Origin of the sequence: Gordonia hankookensis (genome assembly GCF_014673215.1) — a bacterium.
Taxonomy (GTDB): Bacteria; Actinomycetota; Actinomycetes; order Mycobacteriales; family Mycobacteriaceae; genus Gordonia; species Gordonia hankookensis.
The window spans coordinates 528101-553188 of sequence record NZ_JACWMS010000002.1 but is presented as its reverse complement, the minus strand read 5'-3'; the positions used below and the strand labels follow the sequence as shown (position 1 = coordinate 553188).

Genomic DNA, 25088 nt, shown 5'->3' with positions numbered 1-25088 from the left:
TCGCGACCGCGATCGTCAGTCGCGCGCCGGGGTGGCGACGCGATCCCGGGCGATCCTGCGCACGATCTCTCCGGATCGCACGGCCACGTTGGACAGCAGCGACGACGACAGCCCGTGGGTGTGTTCTGTGCCGCCCTGGAGGTAGATGCCGCCCGGCAGTTCACGGTTCATCTCGACGCGGTAGTCGCGGTTGACCCGTGGCCCCTCGGGATCGGTGACGACGTGATCGGCGAGCCCGCCGAGGGAGCTCCGCAGGTTCATCTGATGGAAACCCGTGGCGCAGACCACCGCGTCGCACGACAACACCTCGGTGAGTCCGGTCGGTCCGTGGGACACCGTCACATCGACGCCCGCGGGCGTCTCGGCGATCCCGGCCAGATCCGATGCGCCGTGCATGAAGAGTCGTCGCTGCCCGCTCACGCGTTCGGCATACTCACGTCCGTAGAGTTCCTCGATCAGGGGGAGGTCGACCGCGGAGTAGTTGGTCGCGCGGTGATAGCCCAACAGTCGGCGGCGGAATTCCGGCGTCGCGGAATGGAAATCGTCGACGGCGCTGGGGTCGAAGACCCGGTTGGCATACGGGCTGTCGTCGGCGGGCGTGTATCCGTACTTCGCGAATACCGCGTGGACCTCCGCGTCCGGATATGTGGTGTGGAGGTACTCGACGACCTCGGCAGCACTCTGTCCGGCTCCGATCACCGCGAATCGGTTGTGCTGCTGCGGCGGCATGTCCTCGAGGTGGGTCAGCAGGCGGTGGTTGTGGAACACGCGCCGTGATGCGCAGACCCCGTCCGGCAGCCGTGCCGACAATCCGGTGGAGACCACCAGGTTGCGGGCCCGCAGGACGCCGGGATACCGGCCGTCGAGATGGACCGCGAAGTGATCGTCCTCGACCTCGACGTCGATGGCGCTCGTTCCGTACAGCACGTCGGCATCGACGAACTGTGCCGCCCACTCGAGATAGTCGTGGAACTCGTGCCGCGAGGGAAAGAACGTCTGATGGTTGATGAAGTCGATCAGCCTGCCCCGGTGCGCGAGGTAATTGAGGAATGTGAAGCGGCTCTGCACGTTTCGCTGGGTGGCGAGGTCCTTGAGGAAGGAGATCTGCATGGTGGTGCGCGGCAGCAACATTCCCGGATGCCAACTGAAGGTGGCCTGCCGCTCGACGAACCGGGCCGTCAGCGGTGTCATCTGAGGTTCGTCGAGCTCCGAGACGGCGATGGCCAGGCCGAGGTTCGACGGCCCGAAGCCGATTCCGCCGATGTCGACGATGTCGGTCGGATCGAAGCGATGGCTGTGTGAGGTCGTGCGGGTCATCGGTGAGTCCTTGCGTCGGAGGTGATTGTCTGCTGGAGCTGTCGGATCGGATCAGAAGGATCGTGGTGGCCGAGGTGTCGGCCGTGGAAGGTGTTCCACAGCCGCGTCAGTTCGCCTCCCGCGCCGATGAGCGTGTCCGGGGGGCCGTGTTCGGTGATGACGCCATCGGCGATGATCGCGACGGAATCCGCGGTGAGCGCCTGGGAGAGTCGATGTGCGATCACCAGCGTCGTGCGTCCCGCCGTCGCCGCCAGGGCGGCCCGATCGAGGTCGGCCGCCTGGTCGCTGTCGGCCTCCGCCGTCGCCTCGTCCAGGATCGCGATCTCGGGGTCGGCGAGCACCAGACGGGCCAGCGCGACCTGTTGTGCCTGGGCGTCGCCGAGACGGCAGCCGCCTTCGCCGACGACGGTGTCGATCCCGGATGGCAATGCCCGGACCCATCCGTCGGCGCCGACGGTGGCCAGCGCCTCGAAGGCCTCTGCGCGGGTGGCGTCCGGCGCTGCCAGGCGGAGATCATCGATGAGTGGGCCGGCGAACACGTGGACGTCTTGGCTGACGGTGAAGATCTGTGCGCCTGCGGGTGTGCGTATCTCTCCGTGATCACACCTGAGGGTGCCGTCGATCAGGCCGCCGACCGTCGACTTGCCTGCCCCGCTCGCGCCGACCAGCGCGAGTCGATGGCCCCGGGGGATGTCGAGATCGAGACCACGCAGAACCGCATGATCGGGTGTGTAGCCGAACCAGATGTCGCGCAATGTCACCCCGACCTCGGGGACCTGTGACACGGGTGGGTCGACCCCGGAATCCCCGGCGGGAGCCGACGTCGTCGCCTCGACCACGCCGACCAGTCGGGTGAGACCGGCTCCCGCCAGCTGCAACTCCGCGGAACTGTAGAGGATCATCCCGATCGGATTGAACAGACGATGGAAGAGCAGGGCGGCCGCGGTCGTCGCCCCGACGGTGACGTCGCCGGTGGAGACGAGCCAGAAGCCGATCGAGAGAATCGCTGCCAGACCGACGAATTCGGCCCTGTTGACCCGGCCAACCAGGCGGGTGAACAGGGTGAACACCGAGACCGCGAGGTCGCGGGTGCGCGCCGAGGACACCTCGATGCGGTCGAGCTCACGTGTCTGCAGGTCGTAGGCGAGTACGGTGTCGCGACTGGTCACCGATTCGACGATCGCCTGTGCGCGCTCGGCCGCGGCGACGCGTTCGGCGGCGTACACGGGCGCCGAACGGGGGATGTACCACCGCAGGGCCGCGACGTAGAACGGGATGGCGCTGAAACCGGCGAGGCCCAACCGCCAATCGAGTCCGGCCATCGCGATCACGCTCACCACGGTGAGAGCCGCCGCGGTCACGACTGTCGGGATCACCGTGGTGACCGCACGATTGATGACGGTGACGTCGTTGTTCAGGCGCGAGAGAACGTCGCCCCGGCCGGCCTTCTCGATGGCCGCACGCGGGAGGTGCAGAGCGGCGTCCACCGCCTCGGCGCGCAGATCGGCGATCACGTCGGCACCGAGGCGCGCCACCCCATACATGGTCGCCCCGGCCGCCAGCCCACCGACGGCCGCGGCCCCCGCGGCCAGCAGCGCCACCGGGATCAACGAGCCCGCGGTCGCGTGACTGCTCACCCGATCGACCAGAATCCCGAGCGCGAGTACGGGAATCACCGCACAGACGGCCGTCACCGTGCAGAGCATCGTGACGGTCGCGGTCAGCACGGGCCGGGTCCGCACGGCCCGCAACACCCAGCGTGATGCCTCGGCTCGATCGGCCACCCGCAGCGCCGTCATGAGGCGGGCTCCGTCGTGGCGCACCCGGGAAGGGCGACCACACGATCGGCCACCCTGAGCCACGCGGGACTGTTGGTGATCACGGTCGTCGAGCGGGTCGCCCCCCGGCCGTGTCGATGCCGGTACACGGCCTCGGCGACGACCCGTTCGGTCATGGCGTCGACGGCAGTCGTCGGATCGTGCAGAACGAGAGTGCCCGGGTCCCGGATGAGGGCGCGCGCCAGCGCGAGTCGTTGTCGCTGACCTCCGGAGAGCGACAGCCCGCGATCGGAGACTGGCGTGTCGAGAGCCTCTGTGCCGCCCCCGCTCAGGATGTCCAGGCTGCCCAGTGCCCGCAGGAGCTCGACGACGGTGGCCCGGGGCGGGGCAGCGTGCGGGTCGACGACCAGATTCGACCAGATGGTCCCGGTGAACAGGTCGACCGAATGCGGTTCGACGAGCAGGCCGGATCGGTGATCGGAACCGATCGTGCTCGCATAGGTGCGGGCGGCGGCGGAGTCCGGGGCCCGAACGGCCACGAACTCTCCCGGGCACGGCACCGTCGTCGAGTCGTGGTCGATGGGGACGGTGGTGTCCCCGGCGAGCCGATGTCGGGCGGTCAGCGTCGAGATGCGTTCGGCGGATGCGCGGGCCGTCGCGACGCGGCCCGGCAACATCGCGGCGATCGCGAGCGGTTCGGTCAGGAACTGGGCCACACCGAGGACGGTGATGAGTGCGCCGACGCTGATCTGGCCGGACAACGCGAACCAGCCCGCCAGTGCGGCGACCCCGACCGCGATCAGACCGGTCACGCCGGTGGCCGCGCCGAAGAACGCGCCGTGTCCGATGGCCGCGCGCCGCATCGCGAGTCGGGCCCGGCCGTCGGCCTCCCGATAGCGGTCGGACGCGATGCCGAGTGCGCCGATGCCCCGCAGCGTCCGCATCCCGGTCACGAGGTCGGTCGCGAGTGCGGTGGAACGGCCGATGTGATGCTGTTGGGCACCGATGAGACGCGTGGTGAACGGAGACAGGAGCTGTACGACCGAGAGTGCCAGAGGTACCGCGATCAGGACGGTGATGCCAAGCGCTGTGTCGATGCCGATGAGCACAGCGGCGCAGGCGATCAGCGCCATGACGGCCGAACCCGCCTGGGGCACATAGCGGAGCAGGTTCCCGGTCTCGTCGGCATCGGAGTTGGCGATGCTCAGCATCTCACCGTCGCGCAGCTCCGTGGCGGTGGGCGGGGTGTCCTCGACGATTGTTGCGGCACATCGCATCCGGAGTCGATGTGCCTCGCCTTGAGCCGCCGTCATGGCGATCCGGGCGCCGTATCGATACGCGACGGTCAGGACGAGGAAGACCAGGGCCAGGACCGTGAGCCACCGGATCAGCGATGCCACGTCGGCATTGCCGAGCGCGCGATCGACTGCCACACCGATCAGGACGGGGACCGACACCTCGCAGAACTGATGCAGCGACAGGAGTGCGGTGGAGGCGATCAGGGAGCGTCTGTTGTCCCGGACCGAGCCACGCAGGACCCGGGCGCCGTCTGGTGTCCGGCCGCGGTGATCCACCGGTGCCATGTCGAGGTCGCTCATGGCGTCGCACGTCCGTTCCGGTGCGCCGGAACGGATCGGTCGAGGTACCCCTCGACCGCCGGGCCGATGGCGCGCATCGCGGCGTGGGAGCACATCTCCCAGTGCGTGCACCGGACGCGGAGCTCGTCGACATGCCCGGCGATGGGGCCCATCCAGCTCGACTTCGCGGTCGAGCCTGCGGTGTCGTCGGGATCGGCGGTCACGAACAATGCGTCGCCGTCGTACACGGGCGGCACATGCCGTCGGAGCAGTCGGTCAGTGTGCGCGGCGGCGTCGATCAGGTAGTACACGATCTCGGGTTGCAGGCCCGGCGGCATGTCCTCCACCTGTGCCAGCAGGTCATCCACCGATGCCCGCGTCACGGGTGCACTCTCGTCGCCGAGAGTCGCGATCGGGTGATCCTCGAGGCCCAGTGCGCTCACCAGATCCGTCAGTCGCATCGTGTCGTCCCGGTCGGGCATGGCCGACGGGATCACGCTGTCCAACAAGGTCAGCGACGCGACGACGCTTCCGGCAGCCACGATCCGAGCTGCGATCGAATGGGCGATCACACCACCCAGTGACCAACCCAGCAGGTGGACGGGACCGTGCGGCACCACGTTCCGGATCTCCCGGAGATAGCGGTCGGCCAGATCGTCGATCGTGTCGTAGGTGAGGACCGAGTCGTCGTCGATCATTCCCGGGATCTGGAGGCCGTACACGGGCCGGTCGGCGTCGAGGTGACGGAGCAACCCGGCGTAACCCCACGACAATCCGATGGCCGGATGGACGCAGAACAGTGGGGCGCCGGTGCCCGACGGGCGGATCGGCAGCAGGACGCGCAGTGCCGCATCGTCCGCGACGGGATCGGGATCGTCGAGTCTGCGGGCGAGCGCGCGAGGCGTCGGGTCGTCGAGAACCGCGGCGATCGGCACCAGGGAGCCGGTCCGATCGCGAAGTCTGGCAACCATCGCGAACGCCGACAGCGACGTGCCGCCCAGCAGGAAGAAATCGTCGTCGGTGCCCACCCGCTCGATGCCCAGTTGCCGTGCGAACTCGTCGACGACGATCTGCTCGGTCGGCGTCGTGGGCGCGGCGAAGGCGGTCATCGACACGAACTCCGGGTCGGGCAGGGATCGCTCGTCCACCTTGCCCGACGGTGTCGTCGGAATCGCGTCGAGGACGACGATCGTCGACGGCACCATGTGCCGTGGGAGGGTTCGGGCGAGCTCGTCGCGGATCTCCCGGGGCTGCGGTGCCCCGCCGTCGACGTGTGCGGAATCGAACCCGACGACGTACCCGACCAGCACGGTATCGCCGTGCGGGCCGGGCTTGCCGACCGCCACGGCCTGCCGGACTACCGGATTCCGGAGCAGGGCTGCCTCGATCTCGCCCGGTTCGATCCGATGCCCGCGGACCTTGACCTGCCGGTCCGCGCGACCGAGATATCGGATCGAGTCGTCCTGGGCGAGTGACACCAGATCGCCGGTCCGATACATCCGATCACCGGGTCTGCCGAACGGGTTCGCGACGAATCGATCGGCGGTCAGCGCCGGCCGACCGTGATAGCCACGCGCGAGAGCAGGGCCGGCGACGTAGAGCTCTCCCACCGTGCCGCGCGCGACCGGGCGCAGCGCCGGATCGAGGACGATCATCTCGAAACCCCGGACAGGGCGACCGATCGGGACGGTGCCGGTCGCCGGGACCGTGTCGGGTTCGAGTGAGGCGACGGTGGCGATGTCGGTCGCCTCGGTGGGGCCGTACCCGTTGCGCATCGTCCGGCCGGGCGCCCAGCGCGACACCAGCTCACGTCCGATCGCCTCGCCGCCGACCCCGAGGACGCGAACTCCGGCGAGCGCTTCGGGATCGATGGTGGCCAGTGCCGTCGGCGTCAGCAGGGCGTGGGTCACACCCTCTCGCCCGACCAACTCGGGCAGCGACGTCGGGCCGGCCTCGGGGTCGCTGATCACGAGTGTCGCGGACGCGGACAGGGCAGCGAGCTGTTCGCCGACCGACATGTCGAAGCTCGGCGACGTGTTGTGGAGGAATCGCGAATCCTCGTCGACGAGGTAGGTGTGCCGCCGCTCGCCGACCAGATTGGCGAGGCCTCGATGAGACACCACGACCCCCTTGGGGAGTCCGGTGGAACCCGAGGTGTAGATCAGGTATGCGGGGTGATCGACGTTCTCCCTGAGGCGGATTCGCTCTCCGGTACGCTCCGGTCGCGTCGGCCGGTCGTCGAGAACCAGCCACTCGATCGAATCCGGGAGGTGCGGACGCGTCCGCCGATCCGTGACACCCAGGCGGGCACCCGAGTCCCCCAGGAGCAACGCGATGCGGTCCGCAGGGTAGGTGGGGTCGACGGGCAGGAATGCGGCACCGGTCTTGGCGACGGCCCACACGCTGCGGACCGAATCGGCCGACCGGCGAAGGGCGATCGCGACATAGTCCTCGGGTCCCGCGCCCGCCGCGGACAGCAGAGATGCCACCTCGTCGGACCACTGGTCGGCCTCGGCATAGGTGATCGATCGGCCGGCCGCGCGGATGGCGATTCCGTCCGGGCGTCGGTCCACCGCGCGGCGGATGATCTGTCGCAGGGTCATCGCCGGCTCGGCCGGCAGGCCTCGGAGTGGAACCGTGTGCTGCTCTTCGGATTCGGTCAGGGCAGGCAGAGCACCCACGGCAACCGACGGGTCGGTGCACACGGTGCGCAGGAGGCGATCTAAACGCTCGACCAACCCCGTCAGGGCACGTGCGTCGACGACATCGGTGCGTGCGCTGAAGACGAGTCGGGGATGCGGTTGCATCTCGACGGTCAGGCTGAGGGGGTAATGGGTCGACTCGTCGATCGCCACGTCGACGACCCGCACCCCGTCGACACCGTTGGCGGTGTCGAGTGCTTCGGTGTCGATCGGGTACGACTCGAAGACGACCAGCGTGTCGAATCCGGAACCCGGGCCTGCCGCATGTCCGATCTCGGCGAGTCCCAGATGGTGGTGGTCGATCAGGCGGGCCTGCTCGTCGTGGAGACGTTGCCAGACAGTGGCGATGGGTTCGCCTGCCTCGGCACGCACCCGGACCGGCACCGTGTTGATGAACAACCCGACGGTCTCGTCGACCCGGTCGAGCTCCGCGGGCCGGCCCGAGACGGTCGCACCGAAGGTGACATCCACGCCACCGCGCGTGGCATCGTCGCCAGGTGTGAGTCGTCCCAGGAGCATCGCCCAGAGCGATTGCACAACCGTGTTCACGGTGACGCCGGCATCGTTGGCGCACTGCGTGATTCGGGCCCATCGTTCGGGTCCGAGGTCGAGAGCCGCGCGCCGTGGAGGCGACGGATCGACCGACGTGGCGGCAGCAGGGGCGAGCAACGAGGCGTGCGCCCTACCCTCGAATGCCTGTGACCAGGCGTTCCGCGCCGCATCCCGGTCTCGGTTCGAGAGCCACACCAGGAAGTCGCGGTAACTGGGTGCATCCGGCAGCGCTGCGTCCGAACCGTGTGTTGCGTAGAGGACGAGGAGATCTCGGAGCAGCAGGGGCATGGACCAGCCGTCGACGACGACGTGGTGGACGGTGACCACGAGTGCGAACGACTCGGGTGCCATGCGGACGAGGCCGAACCGCAGTAACGGGGCATCGCCGAGTGAAAAGGGGCGTGCACGCTGACGATCTCGGATTCCGGCGAGGCGGACGGACTGCAGCCCGGGTTCGAGATCGGTGAGATCGTCGACCTGCCAGCCGGGTTCGGCTCCGGCGTCGAGCAGCGCCACCAGATCACCGGTGTCGGAGGTGGTGAACGCCGTGCGCAGGGCGGGATGTCGCGACACCACCGCACGGGCAGCGGTGTGGAGACGGTCGGCGTCGACCGCGCCGTCGAGGGTGATGGTCGCCTGCGAGACGTAGATGTCCGATGCCGCGAAGCCCGAGGCGGATTCCGCGGCGAGCGCGGTGTGGAAGGCAAATCCCTGTTGCAGAGGAGAGCTCGGCCAGACGTCCACCAGGTTCGGATACTGCGCGACCCACCGGTCCAGGTCCCGCTGGGTGACGCGGGCGGGGGTGACGTCGGACGGCGTCCATCCGTGCGTGCCCTCGCGAACGGCGTCGGCCAGCGCGGTCAGCAGCTGTTCCCACCGTGCGAGGACGCCGGTGACGGTGCTCTCGTCGATGATTCGTGCGACATGGTCGACACCGGCGGTCAGCTGCATACCGGTGCTCGGCGCGCCCGTCACGATGGCGTTGACGTCGAGGGCCGCCACCGCGGGCATGCCGGCGTCGGGCGTGACGGGGAGTCGGCCCAACTCGTCGGTGGGTAACCACCCGAGGCCGGCGAACTCGGCGGGTATGGCGTCTGCGGAGATACGGCCGAGATAGTTGAGGCTCACGGCCGGCGTGACGTCGGCGAGTGCGGTGATCGCGCCCTCGCCGGTCGGGGAGAGGTGTCGGATGATCCCGTAACTGGCTCCACGAGAGGGCAATCCGCGGATCAACTCTTTGACGTACTTGACTGCCTCGATCGCCGCCGGTCCGTCGGGAGTGGTCCCCCGACTCGTATGCAGGCGGTCTCGGTCGATACGCAGCGGAAAGGCCGTGGTGAACCAGCCGACGGTGCGCGAGAGATCGGCACCGGGCAGCAAGGACTCCTCGCGTCCGTGCCCTTCGAGCTGGACGACCAGGGAATCGGGTGTCGTCGCAGACGATGTGGCCAGCGCCAGGGCGAGGGTGGCGACGAGGATGTCCTCGGTGGTCGCGCGGAACGCCGTGGGAATCGACTCGACCACCGAGCGTGTCAGATCCGGGCCGAGCCGCAATTCGCGGTGGACGAGATCGGCGACGTGGTCGCGGGCGGGATCGATCTGCCAGGTGCCCGCCGGGGACGCGGCATCGAGTGCGGTGGCCCAACGGTCGTTGTCGGCCTCGGCGATCGCCGTGGAGCGTTCCGCGAGGCCGTGTGCCCACCTGCGAAGTGAGGTGCCGACGGGTGCGAGCGCGACGGGCCGTCCCGCGTCGACAGCCGACCACGCGGTCATCATGTCGGGCACGAGGATTCGCCACGACACCCCGTCGACCGCGAGGTGGTGGATCGCTGCGATGAGCAGGTCGTCGTCGGATTCCCGGTGAAGCCAGACGAATTGGCTCATGATGCCCGCGCGGGGGTCGAGCCGGCCCAGGGCCGCGTCGAGAGCGACCCGCGCCACCTCGGCGAGGTCCGCGTCGGAGTCGAGGTCGATGCGTCGGATCAGGGAGTCGGCCCGCACCGCGCTCTCGGGGTCGACCCGCAGCGCCGTGTCCTGGTCGACCAGCCGGGCCCGTAAGGCATCGTGATGGGCGATCACGGCCGAGAGTGTCTCGGCGATCCCCTCTCGCCCGATGCCTGCAGGCAATCGCAGGACGAGATGTTGTGCGTAGCGGTCGATACCACCCGGCCGGGCGAGGAGCCAGTGCATGATCGGGGTCAGCGGCACGCGGCCCACGCCACCGCCGGGGAGTTCGTCGAGGCCGGGTTGCGCGGCCTGGGTGGCCGCGACGCGTGCGAGCGCTGCGACGGTCTTCCGCTCGAACACGTCGCGAGGAGTGAGGTTCAGACCGATCGTACGGGCCCGGGAGACGAGCCCGATGGCGCCGATGCTGTCGCCGCCGAGTGCGAAGAACGAGTCGTCGGCACCGACGCGATCATGCCCCAGCACTTCGCCGAAGAGCTCGGCCAGCATCTGCTCCTCGGATGTTCGGGGTGCGCGGTAGGGCTTCTCGGCGGTGAAGGTCGGTGCGGGGAGCCTCGAGACATCGAGCTTGCCGTTGGGGGTGACGGGAAGCTGCTCGAGGACCACGACGCCATCGGGAACGAGACCGGCCGGAAGCCGCTGTTCACACCACTCGCGCACCGCATCCACATCGACGACCGCGTCGGGTGTCCCGACGACGTAGGCGACCAGCCGGGCGCCTGCGGCGGTGTCGCACACGGCGACCACCGCGTTGGACACGACGGCGAGTTGCACCAGGGTCGCCTCGATCTCGCCGAGCTCGATGCGGCGGCCCCGGATCTTGACCTGATTGTCGGATCGTCCGTGGTATTCGAGGTACGGGGTGTCGAGGTCGCCCGGCGCCCACGACACGACGTCGCCGGTGCGGTACATCCGGCCGCCCGTCGCGAGGGGGGAGGCCACGAACCGTGACGCGGTGAGCGCGGCCAGGCCGTGGTATCCGCGGGCCAGACCCGGGCCGGACAGATAGAGCTCCCCCCGTACGCCGGGAGGTACCGGCCGCAGCCATGAGTCCAGGACCACGACCTCGAAATCGTGGACCGGGCCACCGATGGTGACCCGGGCGTCCGCGGTCAGTGCGGCGACCGTGGCGATGTCGGTTGCCTCGGTGGGCCCGTAGCCGTTTCGCATCGCTCGCCCGGGCGCCCAGCGCCGGACGAGATCCGAGTTCACCGCCTCGCCTCCGACGCCCAGCACCCTCAACCCTTCGAGCCGTTCGGGTGCGAGGGTGGACAGCACCGTCGGAGTGAGCAGTGCGTGGGTCACGTCGGCGCGTGTGATGACGTCGGCGAGCTCGTCGGGGGTCAGCCCGGGCGCGGCGACGACGAGTGTCGCCGATGCCGACAACGCCGAGACCTGTTCGCCAACAGCCATGTCGAAACTCGGTGACGTGTTGTGCAGGAATCGGGAGTCGGCGGTGACGTGATAATTGTGGCGCCGTTCGGCGGCCAGCGCGGACAGGCCGCGGTGGGTCACGACGACCCCCTTGGGCGTGCCGGTCGACCCCGAGGTGTAGATCATGTACGCGGCATCGTCCACACGAGCGGTCCGCGGTGTCGCACCGGCAGATTCGCGCTCGGCGAGATGGTCGCGCGTCGCATCGGGGTCGCCGATGTCGTCGAGGACCAGCCAGTCGACGTCGTCGGGCAGGCGGTCGCGAAGCGCCCGGGTGGTGATACCGATCCGCGAGCCGCTGTCGGTGAGGATGTGACCGATCCGATCGGCCGGATAATCCGGGTCAACCGGAACGAATCCGGCGCCCGAACGTGCAACGGCCCAGACGGATCGGACGGAGTCCAGGGATCGCTCGACCGCGACGGCGACGAAGGCGCCGGGCCGCGCACCACGTCGGATCAGGTGATCTGCGACGGCCGACGCCCAGCGCGCGGCGTCGCGGTAGGTGACCCTGCCGTGCTCGCCTGTGCCGTCGTGATAGGTGAATGCGATGTTGCCAGGGGCTCGGGTAGCGGCCTCCTCGATGATCTCCCCGAGCGTGCGTGCAGGCGGGGCGATCGGGCCTCGCGCCGGTACCAGAGAGGCTCGCTCCGTCTCGGTGAGCGTGTCGACCGAGAGCACCGTACGGTCCGGATCGCCGTCGGCGAAGGCCTCGAGGAGCTGGATCATCCGGTCGTGGTGGCGTGCGAGCGTGTCGGAATCGTAGAGGTGGTGGTTCGCCAGGATGTCGACTCGGGTGCCGTCGGCCGCCGGATAGAGGTTGACCATCATATCGGCGATGGGGCCAGAGGTCAGGACATTGAAGTGCCCTGCGACGGAACCCAATTCGAGATCGGTCGGGAAGTTCATCACGTTGATGGTCGGGCCGTACAGCCCGCCGATCTCGACGCCTGCGGTTGCGCGTGCCGGGTCGGTGGCGGCGAGGTCGGCGTGGAGGTCCTCGCTTCGGTAGCGCTGATGACGGAGTGCGCCGGTGAGTTCGAGGCCGGTGGCCTTCACCAGTTCGCCGACGGTGGTGGCCGCCCCCACCTGCACCCGGATCGGTACGACGTTGGACACCATGCCCGCGCCCTTGCGCAGCACGGCGTTGGTGCGGCCGGTCACCGGAAGGCTGAGCACCACATCGGAGGTGTTGGTGGCGATGGCGAAGTAGGCGGCGACGGCGGCGATGGTGACGGCGGCGTCGATGCTGCCGTAGCGCTCGGCGGCATCGGCGAGGCGATTCGACAGGTCGGGCGAGAGCAATCCGCCACCGCGCAGGGGAGTGATGTCGGGAATGCCGGTCACGCCTGCCGGGGACAAGGGTGCAGGAAGGTTGCGCGCCTTGGTCATCCAGTAATCGCGGTCGGTCCGGAACCGCTTCGAATCCCGGTACTCGGAGTCTGCGGTCACGAGATCCTCGAGCCGGGATGCGCTGTAGCGCTCCTCGGACTCGCCGGTCCCGGTGAGCTCGGCGGTGTACAACTCGGCGGCGCGATTCATGAACCGGATCGCGCCGTATCCGTCGACGACGATGTGGTGGATGCACGAGTACCAGTAGTGATGGCCATCGGCGAGACGGATGACGGCACCGCGGATGAGCCGATCGGAGAGCAGGTCGAAACCCGCGGTGTAGTCGCGGACCATCCACTCGTGGGCGGCAGCGGACGGATCGTCGTGACCACTCACGTCGACGATGGGGAAGTCGTCGTCGGCGGCACGGTCGATGACCTGGTGGGGCACCCCGTCGACCTCACCGATCCGGACCAGGCACTCGACCTCGGTCAGGCCACGGCGGCAGACGCGATCGAGCAGATCGATGTCGAGGTCGCCGTGGAGTTCCACGTAGGTCGCGATGACGATCGGGGTGTCCGGGATCAGTTGTTGAGCGAACCACAGTCCCCGTTGGGCCGCGGTGAGAGGCAGGCGAGGCGACGTGACGTCAACCGTGTGACGTGATTCGGGCAGCCGTCCACCGGCACCGACCTGATCATCGATCGTTCCTGGGTTCAACGGGGGTTCCTCGCGGCCATGTCGAGGCTCGGTTTCACAGAGCCGGGTAATGAGGTTACGCTTACCTCAGTTATTGAAGTGAACCATTCGCACGCTGTCAAAACCCGGCGATGTCCCCCACCGGTCGTCACCGCGTCGATTGTCGTGCGCCACAGGGAGGATGAACCGGATGCGGATCGTGACCTTCGGCTACCAGACCTGGGGCCATCGGACACTCGAGGCGCTCATCGATTCGCGGCACGAGGTCGTGCTGTCGGTGACGCACCCGCCGAGCGAACACGCATACGAGACCATCTGGTCGGATTCGGTCGAGGATCTTGCTCGTGACCACGGCATACCGGTTCACCTGGCCCAACGTCCGGATGACGAGCTGATCGAGCGGGTCAAGCACCTCGAACCCGACATCATCGTCGCCAACAACTGGCGCACGTGGCTGCCCCGGGAACTGTTCGACCTGCCGCCCCACGGAACCCTGAATCTGCACGACTCGCTGTTGCCGAAGTTCACCGGCTTCTCGCCGGTGATCTGGGCGCTGATCAGCGGTGAAACCGAAGTCGGCCTCACCGCGCACCGGATGGACGACGGCCTCGACACCGGCGACGTCGTACTCCAGCGAGCCGTTCCGATCACGTCGACGTCCACGGCGACCGAACTCGTCGCGGCGACCATCGACCTGATCCCCGGCGTACTCGGTGATGCGCTCGAGCAGATCGAAGCAGGTACAGCGGTCTGGACGCCGCAGCGCCTCGAGGACCGGACCTTCTTCCACAAGCGATCCGAGATCGATTCGGAGATCAACTGGAACTGGCCTGCCGACCAGATCGATCGACTGGTGCGGGCTCAGTCCGATCCATATCCGAACGCGTACACACACTTTCGTGGTCAGCGGTTGAGGATCACCAAAGCGTCTGTGTCCCGGTGTGTCTACGGTGGCACGCCAGGACGGGTGTTCATCCACGAAGGTGACGGCATGGTGATCGTCGCCGGCTCAGACGCGCACCTGGGGCGAGGCAAGGGTCTGGTGATCGAGCGGCTACGCACCGACGACGGCGTCGAGCACGCCGGAAAGGAGTTCTTCCCGCACGGAGGCGGATACCTCGGGTGAGCCGGGCCGGTCCCCGTCCGGATCTCCGGTTGCCGACCGGCCGGCGTGGAAGTCAGATGCTCAACTGATGTCGGCGGTCGGACCCGGTCGGGACTCGGTCTCCCGGCGATGCCGTCGGCGAGAGACCGCCTGCCAGGCCATCGGTGCCACCGAGGCAAGGACTATCAGGACGAAGATCGGCTCGATCAGCTTCTGGATCACTGTGAACTGTCCCAGCCAGTATCCCAGCAAGGTGACACCGCATGTCCACGTGACGGCACCGATGACGTTGTAGATCAAAAAGGTTCGGTGTTTCATTCCTGCCGCGCCCGCCACGATCGGGGTGATCGTTCGTACGATCGGGACGAATCGGGCCACCAGCACCGTGCTTGCCCCGCGTCTGTCGAAGAACTCATGGGCCTCGTCGACGTAGCGCTGCTTGAGAACTCGACGGTCGGGTCCGAACCACCGGGTGCCAACGGTGCGGCCGATGAGATAGCCGAGCTCGGCGCCCAGGATGGCAGCCGGCGGGGCGAGTACGAGAACCTGCCACAGCGAGGCGAACGCGGGGACCCCTTCCTTTCCGCCCGATGCGATGACCATCCCCGCGACGAAGAGCAGTGAATCACCGGGGAGCAGTGGAAACAGCACACCCGATTCGACGGCGATCACCAGGAGCAGTCCGGCGAGTGCCCAGGTGCCGAAGTACCCGAGGAGGGAGACGGGGTCGAGGATGCCCGGCATCGCGCTCGCGTGCGTGGTCGCCGCGGCAACGGAAGTCATGATCATGGTGGCGACGGTAGCGACGGGATGCTGAGGAGGTGCTGAGTCCGTATGCGGGACATGAGGTCACTCATGTCCGTCGAAGACATGTTCGCTGCGGGCGCGATGATCGAGTCCGGGGTGCCGAGCGGCGAGCCACTCCGCGCTTTCGAGGATTGCGGCTCGTTCGTGGTGGCGGACCGACGCCGTCGATTTCCCGTCGCCGATGAGTGCGACGCCTACACCGGCAGTGACGAGCAGAGCTGCTGCCATCAGCATCAGCGGCATGGCACGTCTGATCGATCGACGGGCGCGCGACCGGCGAGACCGGTCCGATGGCCGTCCCGTCATTGCGGGACAGCCGGGAAGATATGGCGTCCCAGTCGATCTGGGGAGTGTGCGGCCACGATGCGCAAGAGTTTCTCCGCCCAGATCGGCACCACGAGGGCCACGGCGACGCCTACGCAGACACCGGCCACGACGTCGGTGACCCAGTGGACGCCGAGGTAGATGCGGGTGCATGCGGCCACCAGGGTGATCAGGGCGGCGCCCGACAGTGCGGCGATCCTGACGATCCTGCTCGACTGCGTGGTGGCGATCAGCGCCACCGCGAAGACGAAAGTCGTCGTGCCCGTGAGGTGCCCGGAAGGGTAGGAGTACGTCGTCTCGACTGTGCCCAGTTGGTAGGCGATCGGTGGCCGGTGCCGGTGCACCACGATCTTCACGAGTTCGCCGATCACGCCGGCCACGGCAACCGACGCCACCAGTGGAAAGGCGCGTCGGAGCGTGCGGTCACGGACGACGAAGAATGCTGCCGCGCACACAGTCCAGATGGTGACGGCAAGCGGGCTGAACATCAGTGTCACTTCCCTGACCACTGAGGTCAGGCCGGAACCACGATGTGCGAGAGTCGAGTTCGCGACGAGGTCGTCGATCCACATCGGCATTCCGTCCAACATCATCCCGATGCCGAAGACGCACACCGCCGCCAGCAGAACGAGACCGGTGATGGTCCTCAGTTGATTGGGGGGCATCCGTCCACTGTGCGCCCGGCATGCTGAGGAGACGCTGAGTCGGCTCAGGCGCCTGGCGACGGCTCCCGAAGGGCCGCCTTGTCGATCTTCCCGACGGCCGTGAGCGGGAGAGCCGCGACGACCTGGAGCGTGTCCGGGAGTTTGAACGCCGCCATGCCCCGTTCGGTCAGGAAGGCCCGGACGGCGGGCAGTTCGAGCGGCTCACCGCGCGGGTGTTCGTGCGACAGCACGACGACGGCACAGATCTTCTCACCCAGCGCGTCGTCGGGGAGCCCGATCACCGCGGCCTGCCGAATCGACCTGTGCGCCAGCAGATTCTCCTCCACGTCGTCGGCAGCCACGTTCTCACCTGCGCGCACCACGGTGTCCTTGATACGCCCGGTCACGGCGAGGTGCCCGGAGGGCAGGCGCCGCACCTTGTCGCCGGATCGGTAGTAACCGTCCGACGTGAACGATCGCAGATTGTGCTCGTCGGCCCGGTAGTAGCCCCGAATCGTGTACGGACCACGGACCAGGAGTTCGCCTTCGGTCCCGTCGGCGACATCTCGGCCGTCCTCGTCGACCACGCGGATCTCGTCGTATTCCGACATCGGTGCGCCCTGGGTGGCGTGCACGAGTTCCCGAGGGTCGTCGAGGCGGGTGTAGCAGATGAGTCCTTCGGCCATCCCGAACACCTGCTGGACCACCTCGCCGAGCGCGGCGTCGAGGGCCACCGCATCCGGTGCGGCGAGCTTTGCGCCACCGACCTGGAGCAGACGCAGCGAGCTGATGTCGGCGGGCTCCCACTCGGTGGCCGCGCACCACACCTGCGCGAGAGCAGGCACCAGCGCGGTGACGGTGACGCGATGGGTCTCGATGAGATCGAAAGTGTTGTCGGGACTCGGATTGTCGGTGAACACGACATGCCCACCGACCGTCACCATGCCGAGTATCCCGGGGCAACAGAGCGGGAAGTTGTGGGCGCCGGGCAGCGCCACGAGGTAGGTGTCGTCGGCGTGCAGCCCGGCGATCTCCGCCGATCGCCGCGCGTTGTACGCGTAGTCGTTGTGAGTCCGCGCGATGAGCTTGGGCAGGCCGGTGGTGCCGCCCGAGATCAGGAAGAGGGCAGGACCGTCCGGGTCGATGTCGTCTTCGACCAGCAGCGGCACGTCGGCGGGGTCGGCATCGGGCAGGGCGGCGAACGGGCCGGGGTCGCCGTCGATGAAGACCGTCTGTATCGACGGCACCGCAGCCTGTACCGCGACGGCGAGCTCACGGTGGTCGAATCCGCGGCGATCGTCCTCGGTGATGTAGGCGACGGCCCCGGAGCCGGCGGCGAGATGCACGATCTCGGCACTGCGGTGTGCGGGCAGCGTCATCACCGGGACGACGCCCGCGCGCAGCAGGCCGAAGAGATTGATCGCGAACCCGGCCGAGTTGTGTTGCTGGAGGATGACCCGGTCACCGGGGCGCAGTCCGGCGCTCGTGAAACCGGCGGCGCGTCGGGTCGCTGCCGACTCGAACTCCGCGTACGTCAGGGTGACGGCATCGTCCACAGATGCGTCGGTCACCGCAGGCCGACCGGGCCGCTGCGAGGCTGCGTCACCGAGTACGTGCCACAGAGGCCGTCCGGGAAACACTCCGGACTCCCGATAGCGGCTCGCCGCGGACGCGGGATGCGGTGCGAAGCCGACGGTGAGGTCGGACGCGACGGCGTCGGCTGTCGGGTTCTGCACGCTGGGCCTTTCTGCGGCGAGACGCAGGACGTCTGTCGGATCTCCGGTGCTCGGTCGAGCACAGTGAATTAGGTTACCCTTATCCGCAATCAACGGGCGAAGGGGCATAGTTTAGGCTGTCCTAATGCATTAGTCCTCGATTTCCCCACAACGAAGGAAGTCCGCATGTCGTTGACTGTCGACTCGCACGCCGCCGGCGCGCCTCGTCGCCCTCGGTTGTCCCCGGAGATCGCCGCCAGGGTCTGTGCGACGTGGGCCGCATCCGGTGAGTTCGGTGAACACGTCGTGTACGAACGTGATCGGCGGTGGACGTTCGCTGCCGGGGTGGCCGCGCGGATCGTGGTCACCACGACCGCGGTGATCGTCACCGAAGCCGGTCAACAGGTGCGCACCCCGTGGCATGGCGACCCGTCCGCGGCCGTGGCCGAGGCGCTGGACGCGCTGACGGACACCGAATGGCGGGTCTACGGCTGGATCGGGTTCGACTACTGCGCGCCGTTCCACGGTCTTGTCGACAGCGTCCCCGACGGCGTCGTCCTCGCGCATCTGATGGTCCCCGAGTTCGAGGCGTTCGTGGACGGCTCCGGTGTCGACACCGGCACCGCCGACGACGCCCGGGCCGCGCGCCTGCGCGAGCTCGCGGCGACCGCAATGACACCGCCGGGGCCGACGCATGTCGACGTCGACGTGGACCACGACGACTACCGCGGCCGCGTGGCCCAGGCCATCGACGAGATCAACAGGGGCGACTACCAAAAGGTGATCATGTCCCGTCGTGTCGACGTCCCGTTCGATGTCGACATCCCGGCGACCTACGCCCGGGGCCGGGCAGGCAACAATCCGGCGCGGTCGTACCTCCTCGATCTCGGCTCGTTGTCCGCGGCCGGATTCAGCCCGGAACTGGTGCTGGCGACCGAACCCGACGGTACGGTGATCACCGAACCGCTGGCCGGTACACGGGCATTCGGGCGGTCGGCGGAACTCGACGCCGCTGCCCGCGCCGACCTGCTCGCCGACGCGAAAGAGATCGCGGAGCACGCGATGTCGGTGCAGGCGTGTTTCGAGGAGATCGCCTCGGTATCCCTTCCCGGCACGACCGTGGTCAGCGAGTTCATGGTGGTTCGCGAGCGCGGAAGCGTCCAGCATCTCGCATCGACCGTCCGCGGTGAGCTCTCGCCCGAGGCCGGGCCGTGGCAGGCGCTGGCGGTGCTGTTCCCGTCCATCACCGCGTCGGGAATTCCGAAATCGGCTGCGCTGGAGGCCATCTACCGCCTGGAGCCCGATAGTCGCGGACTCTACTCCGGTGCCGTGGTGGTGGCGTCTTCGGCAGGCGACCTCGAGGCAACCCTGACCCTACGGAGTATCTTCGCGGTCGGGAACCGGGCGTGGCTGCGTGCCGGTGCAGGCATCGTCGGCCAGTCGAACCCCGACCGCGAGTTCGAGGAGACGTGCGAGAAGCTCGGCAGCGTGGCTCCTTATGTGGTCCGGCGGCATGCAGAGGGGAGTGACAGATCATGAGCAGCCATCGTCACGAGGTCACCAGCGCGATCGCCGAAGCGCTCGACATCGCACCGGAGGACGTCCGGTCCGACACCGATCTGATCGAACTCGGGCTGGATTCGATCAGGATGATGAAGATCGCGGGCGGGTGGCGCAAGCGCGGTCATCGACTGAATTTCGCGCAGCTCGCGGCCGAGCCGACGGTCGAGGCGTGGGCGGCGATGCTGGCCGCGACCGATCCGGTCGCCGAGGCCCCGGAGGCGGTCGCCGAAAGTGGTCCCGTCGCCGCGGATGCGGCAGAAGACGTTGCCGCACAGTCGGAACCGTTCGCCCTGGCGCCGATGCAGCACGCCTACTGGATCGGGCGGACCGAGGTGGCCGATCTCGGTGGCGTGGCCGCCCACCTCTACGTCGAGTTCGACGGCGTGGGGCTCGATGCCGACCGACTGCGCTCCGCGATGGAGTCGCTGGTGGCCCGTCATCCGATGCTTCGTGCGGAGTTCCGACCGGACGGGACGCAACGGGTTCTACCGTCGTTGGCACGCGAGCTGCTGGCTGTCGACGACCTGCGATCTCTCGAAGCCGACGAGATCGACGCCGCCCTCGCGCGGACCCGCCGAGCCAAGAGTCACCAGCTGCTCGACGTCGCGGCCGGACAGGTGGTCGATCTGACCCTCACACTCCTGCCGGACGGCCGCCATCGTGTCCATCTCGACATCGACATGCTGGCCGCCGACGCGATGAGTTACCGTGTGCTGCTGGCGGATCTGGTCACTCTCCACGACGGTGGCACCCTGCCGACCCTGGACTACACCTACCGCGACTACCTACAGCATCGGGCAGCGAATCCTGATCCGGCCCGCGCTCGCGACCAGGCGTGGTGGGCCGAGCGGATCGCCGATCTGCCATCAGGTCCGGCACTCCCCACGCGGAGTGAAGGTTTCGGCGAGGTCGCGGACGCTGCTCGAGTGGTCCGGCATCACCACTGGGTCGGTCCGGAGGCGAAGGAGACGCTGCTCGCGGCCGCGCACGAGCGGGGCGTGACACCGGCGATCGCCTTGGCCGCGGTCTTCGCGGCCACCATCGGCGCGTGGTCGAGCGATGATCGATTCCTCCTGAATGTCCCACTGTTCCATCGGGAGCCGGTACATCCCGACATCGAGCGGGTGTCGGGTGACTTCAGTTCGTCGATCCTGATCGACGTCGATGTGCGACACGCGCAGTCCGTCCTCGACCTCACCCGTGCGATGCAGAAAACGATGCACGCCAACGGATCACACTCGAGTTACGGTGCGCTCGAGGTACTTCGGGACCTGGGCAGGGCGCGGGGCGAACAGGTGATCGCGCCCGTCGTCTACACCAGCGCGCTGGGTCTGGGTGAACTCTTCTCCGATGCCGTCCTCGAGCGGTTGGGGGAGCCGGCCTGGATCGTGTCGCAGGGGCCGCAGGTCACACTCGATGCGCAGGTGACCGAACTGCGCGGTGGGCTGCTGCTCAACTGGGACGTACGGGAATCGGCGTTTCCTCCCGGCGTCGTGGAGGCGATGTTCGCGCAGTACACCGCGGCCATCGACAGGCTCGGTCACGGCGACGCGGGGTGGATGGCGACATCGGCGCCGCAGCTGCCGCCCGAACAGCGGGCAGTCCGCGAGCGTGTCAACGCAACCGCAGGCGAGACGAGCGGCCGGGTGCTCCACGAGGAGTTCTTCGCGCGTGCGACACATGAACCGGACCGGACCGCCCTCATCTGGCGCGACGGGACCCTCTCGTATGGGGAACTCGCCCGCGAGGCCTTCGCGGTGGCCGGTGCGCTCCGCCACGCCGGCGTGCTGACCGGAGACGCGGTCGGTGTGCAACTCCCGAAGGGGCCGGAGCAGGTGGTCGCCACGCTCGGGGTCTTCGCGGCGGGGGCGATCTGGGTTCCCATCGGATACGACCAGCCGTCGGCCAGGCGCGAGACGATCCTCGACACCGGTGAGATCAACGCTCTCGTCGGCAGCGGCGCGTCCCTCGACGACGTGCCGGACGGGGTGATCACCGTCGATCTCGATCAGGCGCGGCGTCACGGCACGCCGTTCGCCGAGGCGGTCCTGCCCGATCCGGAGTCGGTGGCCTACATCCTGTTCACCTCGGGATCCACCGGCACGCCGAAGGGCGTCGAGGTGCCGCACCGAGCCGCCATGAACACCATCGATGACGTCAATGACCGGTTCTCGGTCGGTCCGGACGACCGGTCGCTCACCGTCGCCGCGCTCGAATTCGACATCTCGGTATACGACATCTTCGGGCTCTTCAGCGCGGGCGGCGCCGTGGTCGTCGTCGATGCCGATGCCGCCAGGGACCCGGCGGCCTGGCTCGAACTCCTCCGTGAGCATCGTGCGTCGGTCCTCACCTGCGTCCCCAGCGCCCTGGACATGTTGCTGACAGTGGCCGAGACGGAGACGGGCGGACTCGGGGATTCGCTGCGCGCAACGCTTCTGGGCGGCGACTGGGTGGGCGTCGATCTGCCACGGCGGTTGCACGCACTGGCGCCGGCGACACGATTCGCGGGACTCGGCGGAGCAACCGAGATCGCCATCCACGGCACCGTGTGCGAGACCACCGATCCGCCGGCGCATTGGACGTCGGTTCCGTTCGGGACCCCCCTGCGCAACGTCCGGTGTCGGGTGGTCGATTCATCTGATCGCGACTGCCCGGACTGGGTCACCGGCGAACTCTGGGTCGGTGGCTCGGGCGTCGCCCACGGCTACCGGAATGATCCGGTACGCACCGCCGACCGGTTCATCGAGCGCGAGGGGCAGCGGTGGTATCGCACCGGTGATCTCGCCCGGTACTGGCCGGACGGCACGATCGAATTCCTCGGCCGCGCCGACCATCAGGTGAAGGTCCGCGGCTTCCGGGTGGAACTCGGTGAGGTCGAAGGCGCGCTGCGATCGGTGGACGGTGTCCGCCAGGCCGTCGCGACCGTGGTCGACGGCTCGGGCGGACTGCGCACTCTCGTCGCCGCCGTCGTCGTCGACGATGCTGCGTCGTCGACGACACCATCGTCATCGCCATCGTCGTCGACGATCGAGTCGGAACTGCGCAACCTGCTGCCCACGTACATGATCCCGTCACGAATCGAGATCGTCGACACGCTTCCCCTCACCTCGAACGGGAAACTCGACCGCAAGATGATCGGCGGGCTGTTCGACGGTGGCGAGATCGTTTCCGAAAGCATCGCGCCCGCAGACGATCTGGAGAAAGCCCTGCTCGGTATCGTGGCGGAGACACTGTCGGTCGACCAGCATGGGGTCGGCGTCACCGATGACTTCTTCGCGATCGGTGGCGATTCGGTGCTGGCCACGACGGTCGTCGCCCGCGTGCGCGAATGGCTGGATGCGCCGCACGTCGGGGTCGTCGACATCTTCACGGCCCGATCGGTCCGCGAACTCGCCCGGCGCATCGATGAAGCAGATGAGCGACCCGGGCGCCTCGAGCAGGTTGCCGCCCTGTATCTGGAAGTGGTCGGGATGGATGACGAGGCCGTCGACGCGGCGAGACTCGACACCGAACTGACGGAGACCCACGGATGAGCGTCCGACAACCGGAGACGATGATCATCATCGGTGCGGGCCCCAAGGCTCTCGCGGTCGCGGCCAAGGCGAAGGTGATGCGTGACCTGGGCCTCCCGGCGCCGCGGGTGCGTGTGGTCGAGGCCCATGCCGTGGGTGCCAACTGGCAGTCCATCGGCGGATGGACCGACGGGCGCCACCGGCTCGGCACCAGCCCGGAGAAGGACATCGGCTTCCCGTATCGGTCCGCGGTCGCGGGCCGCGGAGACGGCGCGATGAACGCCGAGATCAGCAGGCGGATGCTGGATTACAGCTGGATGTCGTTTCTGGTGGAACACCAGACCTACGCCGAATGGGTGGATCGCGGACGCCCGAACCCGCACCACAACGTGTGGGCCCGGTACCTGCAATGGGTGGCGACCCGCATCGAGCTCGATGTCACCATCGGTACCGTGCGGTCGATCTCGGCCGACGAGGACCAGTGGAGTCTCGATGTCGTCGGGGCGGACGGCCGTCGCAGCGAGATCGTCGGGGACGGTCTGCTGGTCACCGGCCCCGGGTCGAGCGGGAGCGCGATGATCGACGACGAGCGAGTGCTCTCGGTGTCGGCGTTCTGGGACCTGGTGTCGCGTAGGGGATTGCCGGTCGCGTCACGCGCGGCGGTGATCGGCGGCGGTGAGACCGCAGGCTCCGCACTCGACGAACTCGTGCGCCACGAGGTGATGACCGTCTCGGTGATATCGCCCGGTGCGACGATCTACACGCGCGGCGAGAGTTACTTCGAGAACGCCATGTTCAGCGATCCGACCGGTTGGCCGAGTCTGTCGCCTGCGGAGCGACGTGACGTGATCCGACGCACGGATCGGGGGGTCTTCTCGGTCACCGTGCAGGAGAATCTGCTCGGGGACAACAGGGTTCACCACCTCCAGGGTCGCGTGGTATCGGCGCGGCGCGCTGACGACCTGATCGCGGTGACACTGCACAACCCCGGCAGGCCTGCACAGACCCACTCCTTCGACCTCGTGGTGGACGCGACCGGTGGTCAACCGCTCTGGTTCCTCGACCTCTTCACCGAGGATGCCGCCGACATCCTGGAGCTGACGCTCGGCTGGCCTCCGACGCTGGAGCGCATCGAGTCGTCGATCGGACACGACCTGGCGGTCACCGGGCTCACGCCCAAGCTCTATCTGCCGAACCTCGCCGGCTTCGCCCAGGGCCCGGGATTCCCGAACCTCAGCTGCCTCGGTGAGGTGTCGAATCGAATTCTGCGCCTTGCCGTCCGGCAGGGACGAGGTGCCCGTGAATCTCGTGTCGACGAGGCCAGCTGATGGATGGCAGGCAGATGTGTGCGGGCGGCGCAGCGAGGTCAGATCGTCGGCACGTCGGCCGCGGTGCGTCCGAGCACGTGCAGCGCGATCCTGCGATCGGGCCGCACATCGAACTCGCCGAGGTCGGTCCAGCCGCGTTTGGTCAACGCCCTGCGCATCCGCTCGTTTCGCGCATCCGGTTCGAGAACCACTCGGCGGCAACGAGTATCGGCGCGAAACAGGGCATCCGCCAGCTCGGCCATCCATGCCGACATCACCCCTCGGCCGGTGAGCCCCGGCTCCGCGGTCGCGATGTGGAGGCCCATGTCGTGCGGATCGGCCGGGTACAGGGTGGCGATCTCGTCGCGCGCCGGTCGGTAGAGCTCGATGTACCCGATCTCCGTGTCGTCGAGAGACACGATCAGCGGCCGCGAATAATCGCCGGCCAGCCGATACGCCGAGTCGGCGCGCCAGCGCTCCGGAGACCATTCCTGTTCCCAGGTCTCGACGAGATGCGGACGGGCGAACCACGAGACGAGCAGTGCCGGGTCATCGCCGTCGGGATCCACCGGCCGCAGTGTGAATCGACCCGTCGGCCCCGGGACCACCGGAGGGCCTGCGGCGTCGACTTCCGCAGTGACATCGGTGATCTCGCGCCCGATCGTGTAGGGGGCGCCCGATCGGGTGTCGGCGGTGTTCATCAGCGGCGCTCCATTCGACCTCGTAGAGACTTTCGAGCACAGGCTAGCCTACGC

The 25088-nt window shown here is 68.1% G+C and carries 13 protein-coding genes; 4 read left to right on the top strand and 9 right to left on the bottom strand.

Annotated elements, in window-relative coordinates; genetic code table 11:
• Positions 1–15: 15 nt before the first annotated feature.
• From IDF66_RS09825 to IDF66_RS09810, 4 genes are read right to left on the bottom strand one after another with little or no spacing between them, the layout of a single operon-like run.
• Positions 16–1317 (bottom strand): lysine N(6)-hydroxylase/L-ornithine N(5)-oxygenase family protein, encoded by a 1302-nt coding sequence (locus IDF66_RS09825; RefSeq protein WP_190266704.1) that lies wholly within the window; start codon positions 1315–1317, stop codon positions 16–18.
• Entirely contained in the window at positions 1314–3116 is a 1803-nt protein-coding gene (locus IDF66_RS09820) for an ABC transporter ATP-binding protein (RefSeq protein WP_190266703.1), read from the bottom strand. Before IDF66_RS09820 ends, IDF66_RS09825 begins: the two co-directional genes overlap by 4 nt.
• Complete coding sequence (locus IDF66_RS09815; RefSeq protein WP_190266702.1) at positions 3113–4693, bottom strand: ABC transporter transmembrane domain-containing protein; 1581 nt, start codon at positions 4691–4693, stop codon at positions 3113–3115. The genes IDF66_RS09820 and IDF66_RS09815 overlap by 4 nt, the downstream gene beginning before the upstream one ends.
• On the bottom strand, positions 4690–13377 hold the full coding sequence (locus IDF66_RS09810; protein ID WP_190266701.1) for a non-ribosomal peptide synthetase: 8688 nt from the start codon (positions 13375–13377) through the stop codon (positions 4690–4692). The genes IDF66_RS09815 and IDF66_RS09810 overlap by 4 nt, the downstream gene beginning before the upstream one ends.
• 169 nt (positions 13378–13546) lie before the next feature.
• Here IDF66_RS09810 and IDF66_RS09805 point away from each other — a divergent pair, with 169 nt between their 5' ends.
• Complete coding sequence (locus IDF66_RS09805; RefSeq protein WP_190266700.1) at positions 13547–14482, top strand: methionyl-tRNA formyltransferase; 936 nt, start codon at positions 13547–13549, stop codon at positions 14480–14482.
• A 60-nt stretch (positions 14483–14542) separates the two neighbouring features.
• On the opposite strand, the gene IDF66_RS09800 is transcribed toward IDF66_RS09805, so the two are convergent.
• The 4 genes from IDF66_RS09800 to IDF66_RS09785 all read right to left on the bottom strand — a co-directional run bounded on the left by IDF66_RS09800 (position 14543) and on the right by IDF66_RS09785 (position 17972).
• Entirely contained in the window at positions 14543–15205 is a 663-nt protein-coding gene (locus IDF66_RS09800; RefSeq protein WP_190267420.1) for a DedA family protein, read from the bottom strand.
• Positions 15206–15310: 105 nt separating this feature from the next.
• Positions 15311–15502, bottom strand: a complete 192-nt coding sequence (locus IDF66_RS09795; RefSeq protein WP_190266699.1) for a hypothetical protein — start codon at positions 15500–15502, stop codon at positions 15311–15313.
• 68 nt (positions 15503–15570) lie between these two features.
• Complete coding sequence (locus IDF66_RS09790) at positions 15571–16257, bottom strand: phosphatase PAP2 family protein (RefSeq protein ID WP_190266698.1); 687 nt, start codon at positions 16255–16257, stop codon at positions 15571–15573.
• Between the two features lie 44 nt (positions 16258–16301).
• Positions 16302–17972 (bottom strand): (2,3-dihydroxybenzoyl)adenylate synthase, encoded by a 1671-nt coding sequence (locus IDF66_RS09785; RefSeq protein WP_317628648.1) that lies wholly within the window; start codon positions 17970–17972, stop codon positions 16302–16304.
• Positions 17973–18137: 165 nt separating this feature from the next.
• Between IDF66_RS09785 and IDF66_RS09780 the strand changes: the two genes are divergently transcribed.
• Genes IDF66_RS09780 through IDF66_RS09770 form a run of 3 tightly spaced genes read left to right on the top strand, consistent with a single transcriptional unit; the run spans position 18138 to position 24354 of the window.
• The gene (locus IDF66_RS09780) at positions 18138–19490 is read left to right on the top strand and encodes a salicylate synthase (RefSeq protein WP_164308252.1); all 1353 of its coding nucleotides are present in this window, start codon (positions 18138–18140) and stop codon (positions 19488–19490) included.
• Positions 19487–23047 carry a non-ribosomal peptide synthetase gene (locus IDF66_RS09775; protein ID WP_190266695.1) on the top strand — a complete coding sequence of 1187 codons (3561 nt, stop codon included), beginning with the start codon at positions 19487–19489 and terminating at the stop codon, positions 23045–23047. Before IDF66_RS09780 ends, IDF66_RS09775 begins: the two co-directional genes overlap by 4 nt.
• Positions 23044–24354, top strand: a complete 1311-nt coding sequence (locus tag IDF66_RS09770) for a SidA/IucD/PvdA family monooxygenase (RefSeq protein ID WP_190266694.1) — start codon at positions 23044–23046, stop codon at positions 24352–24354. The genes IDF66_RS09775 and IDF66_RS09770 overlap by 4 nt, the downstream gene beginning before the upstream one ends.
• Before the next feature lie 38 nt (positions 24355–24392).
• Here IDF66_RS09770 and IDF66_RS09765 read toward each other — a convergent pair whose 3' ends face one another.
• Positions 24393–25034 (bottom strand): GNAT family N-acetyltransferase, encoded by a 642-nt coding sequence (locus IDF66_RS09765; protein WP_164308255.1) that lies wholly within the window; start codon positions 25032–25034, stop codon positions 24393–24395.
• Positions 25035–25088: the final 54 nt, after the last annotated feature.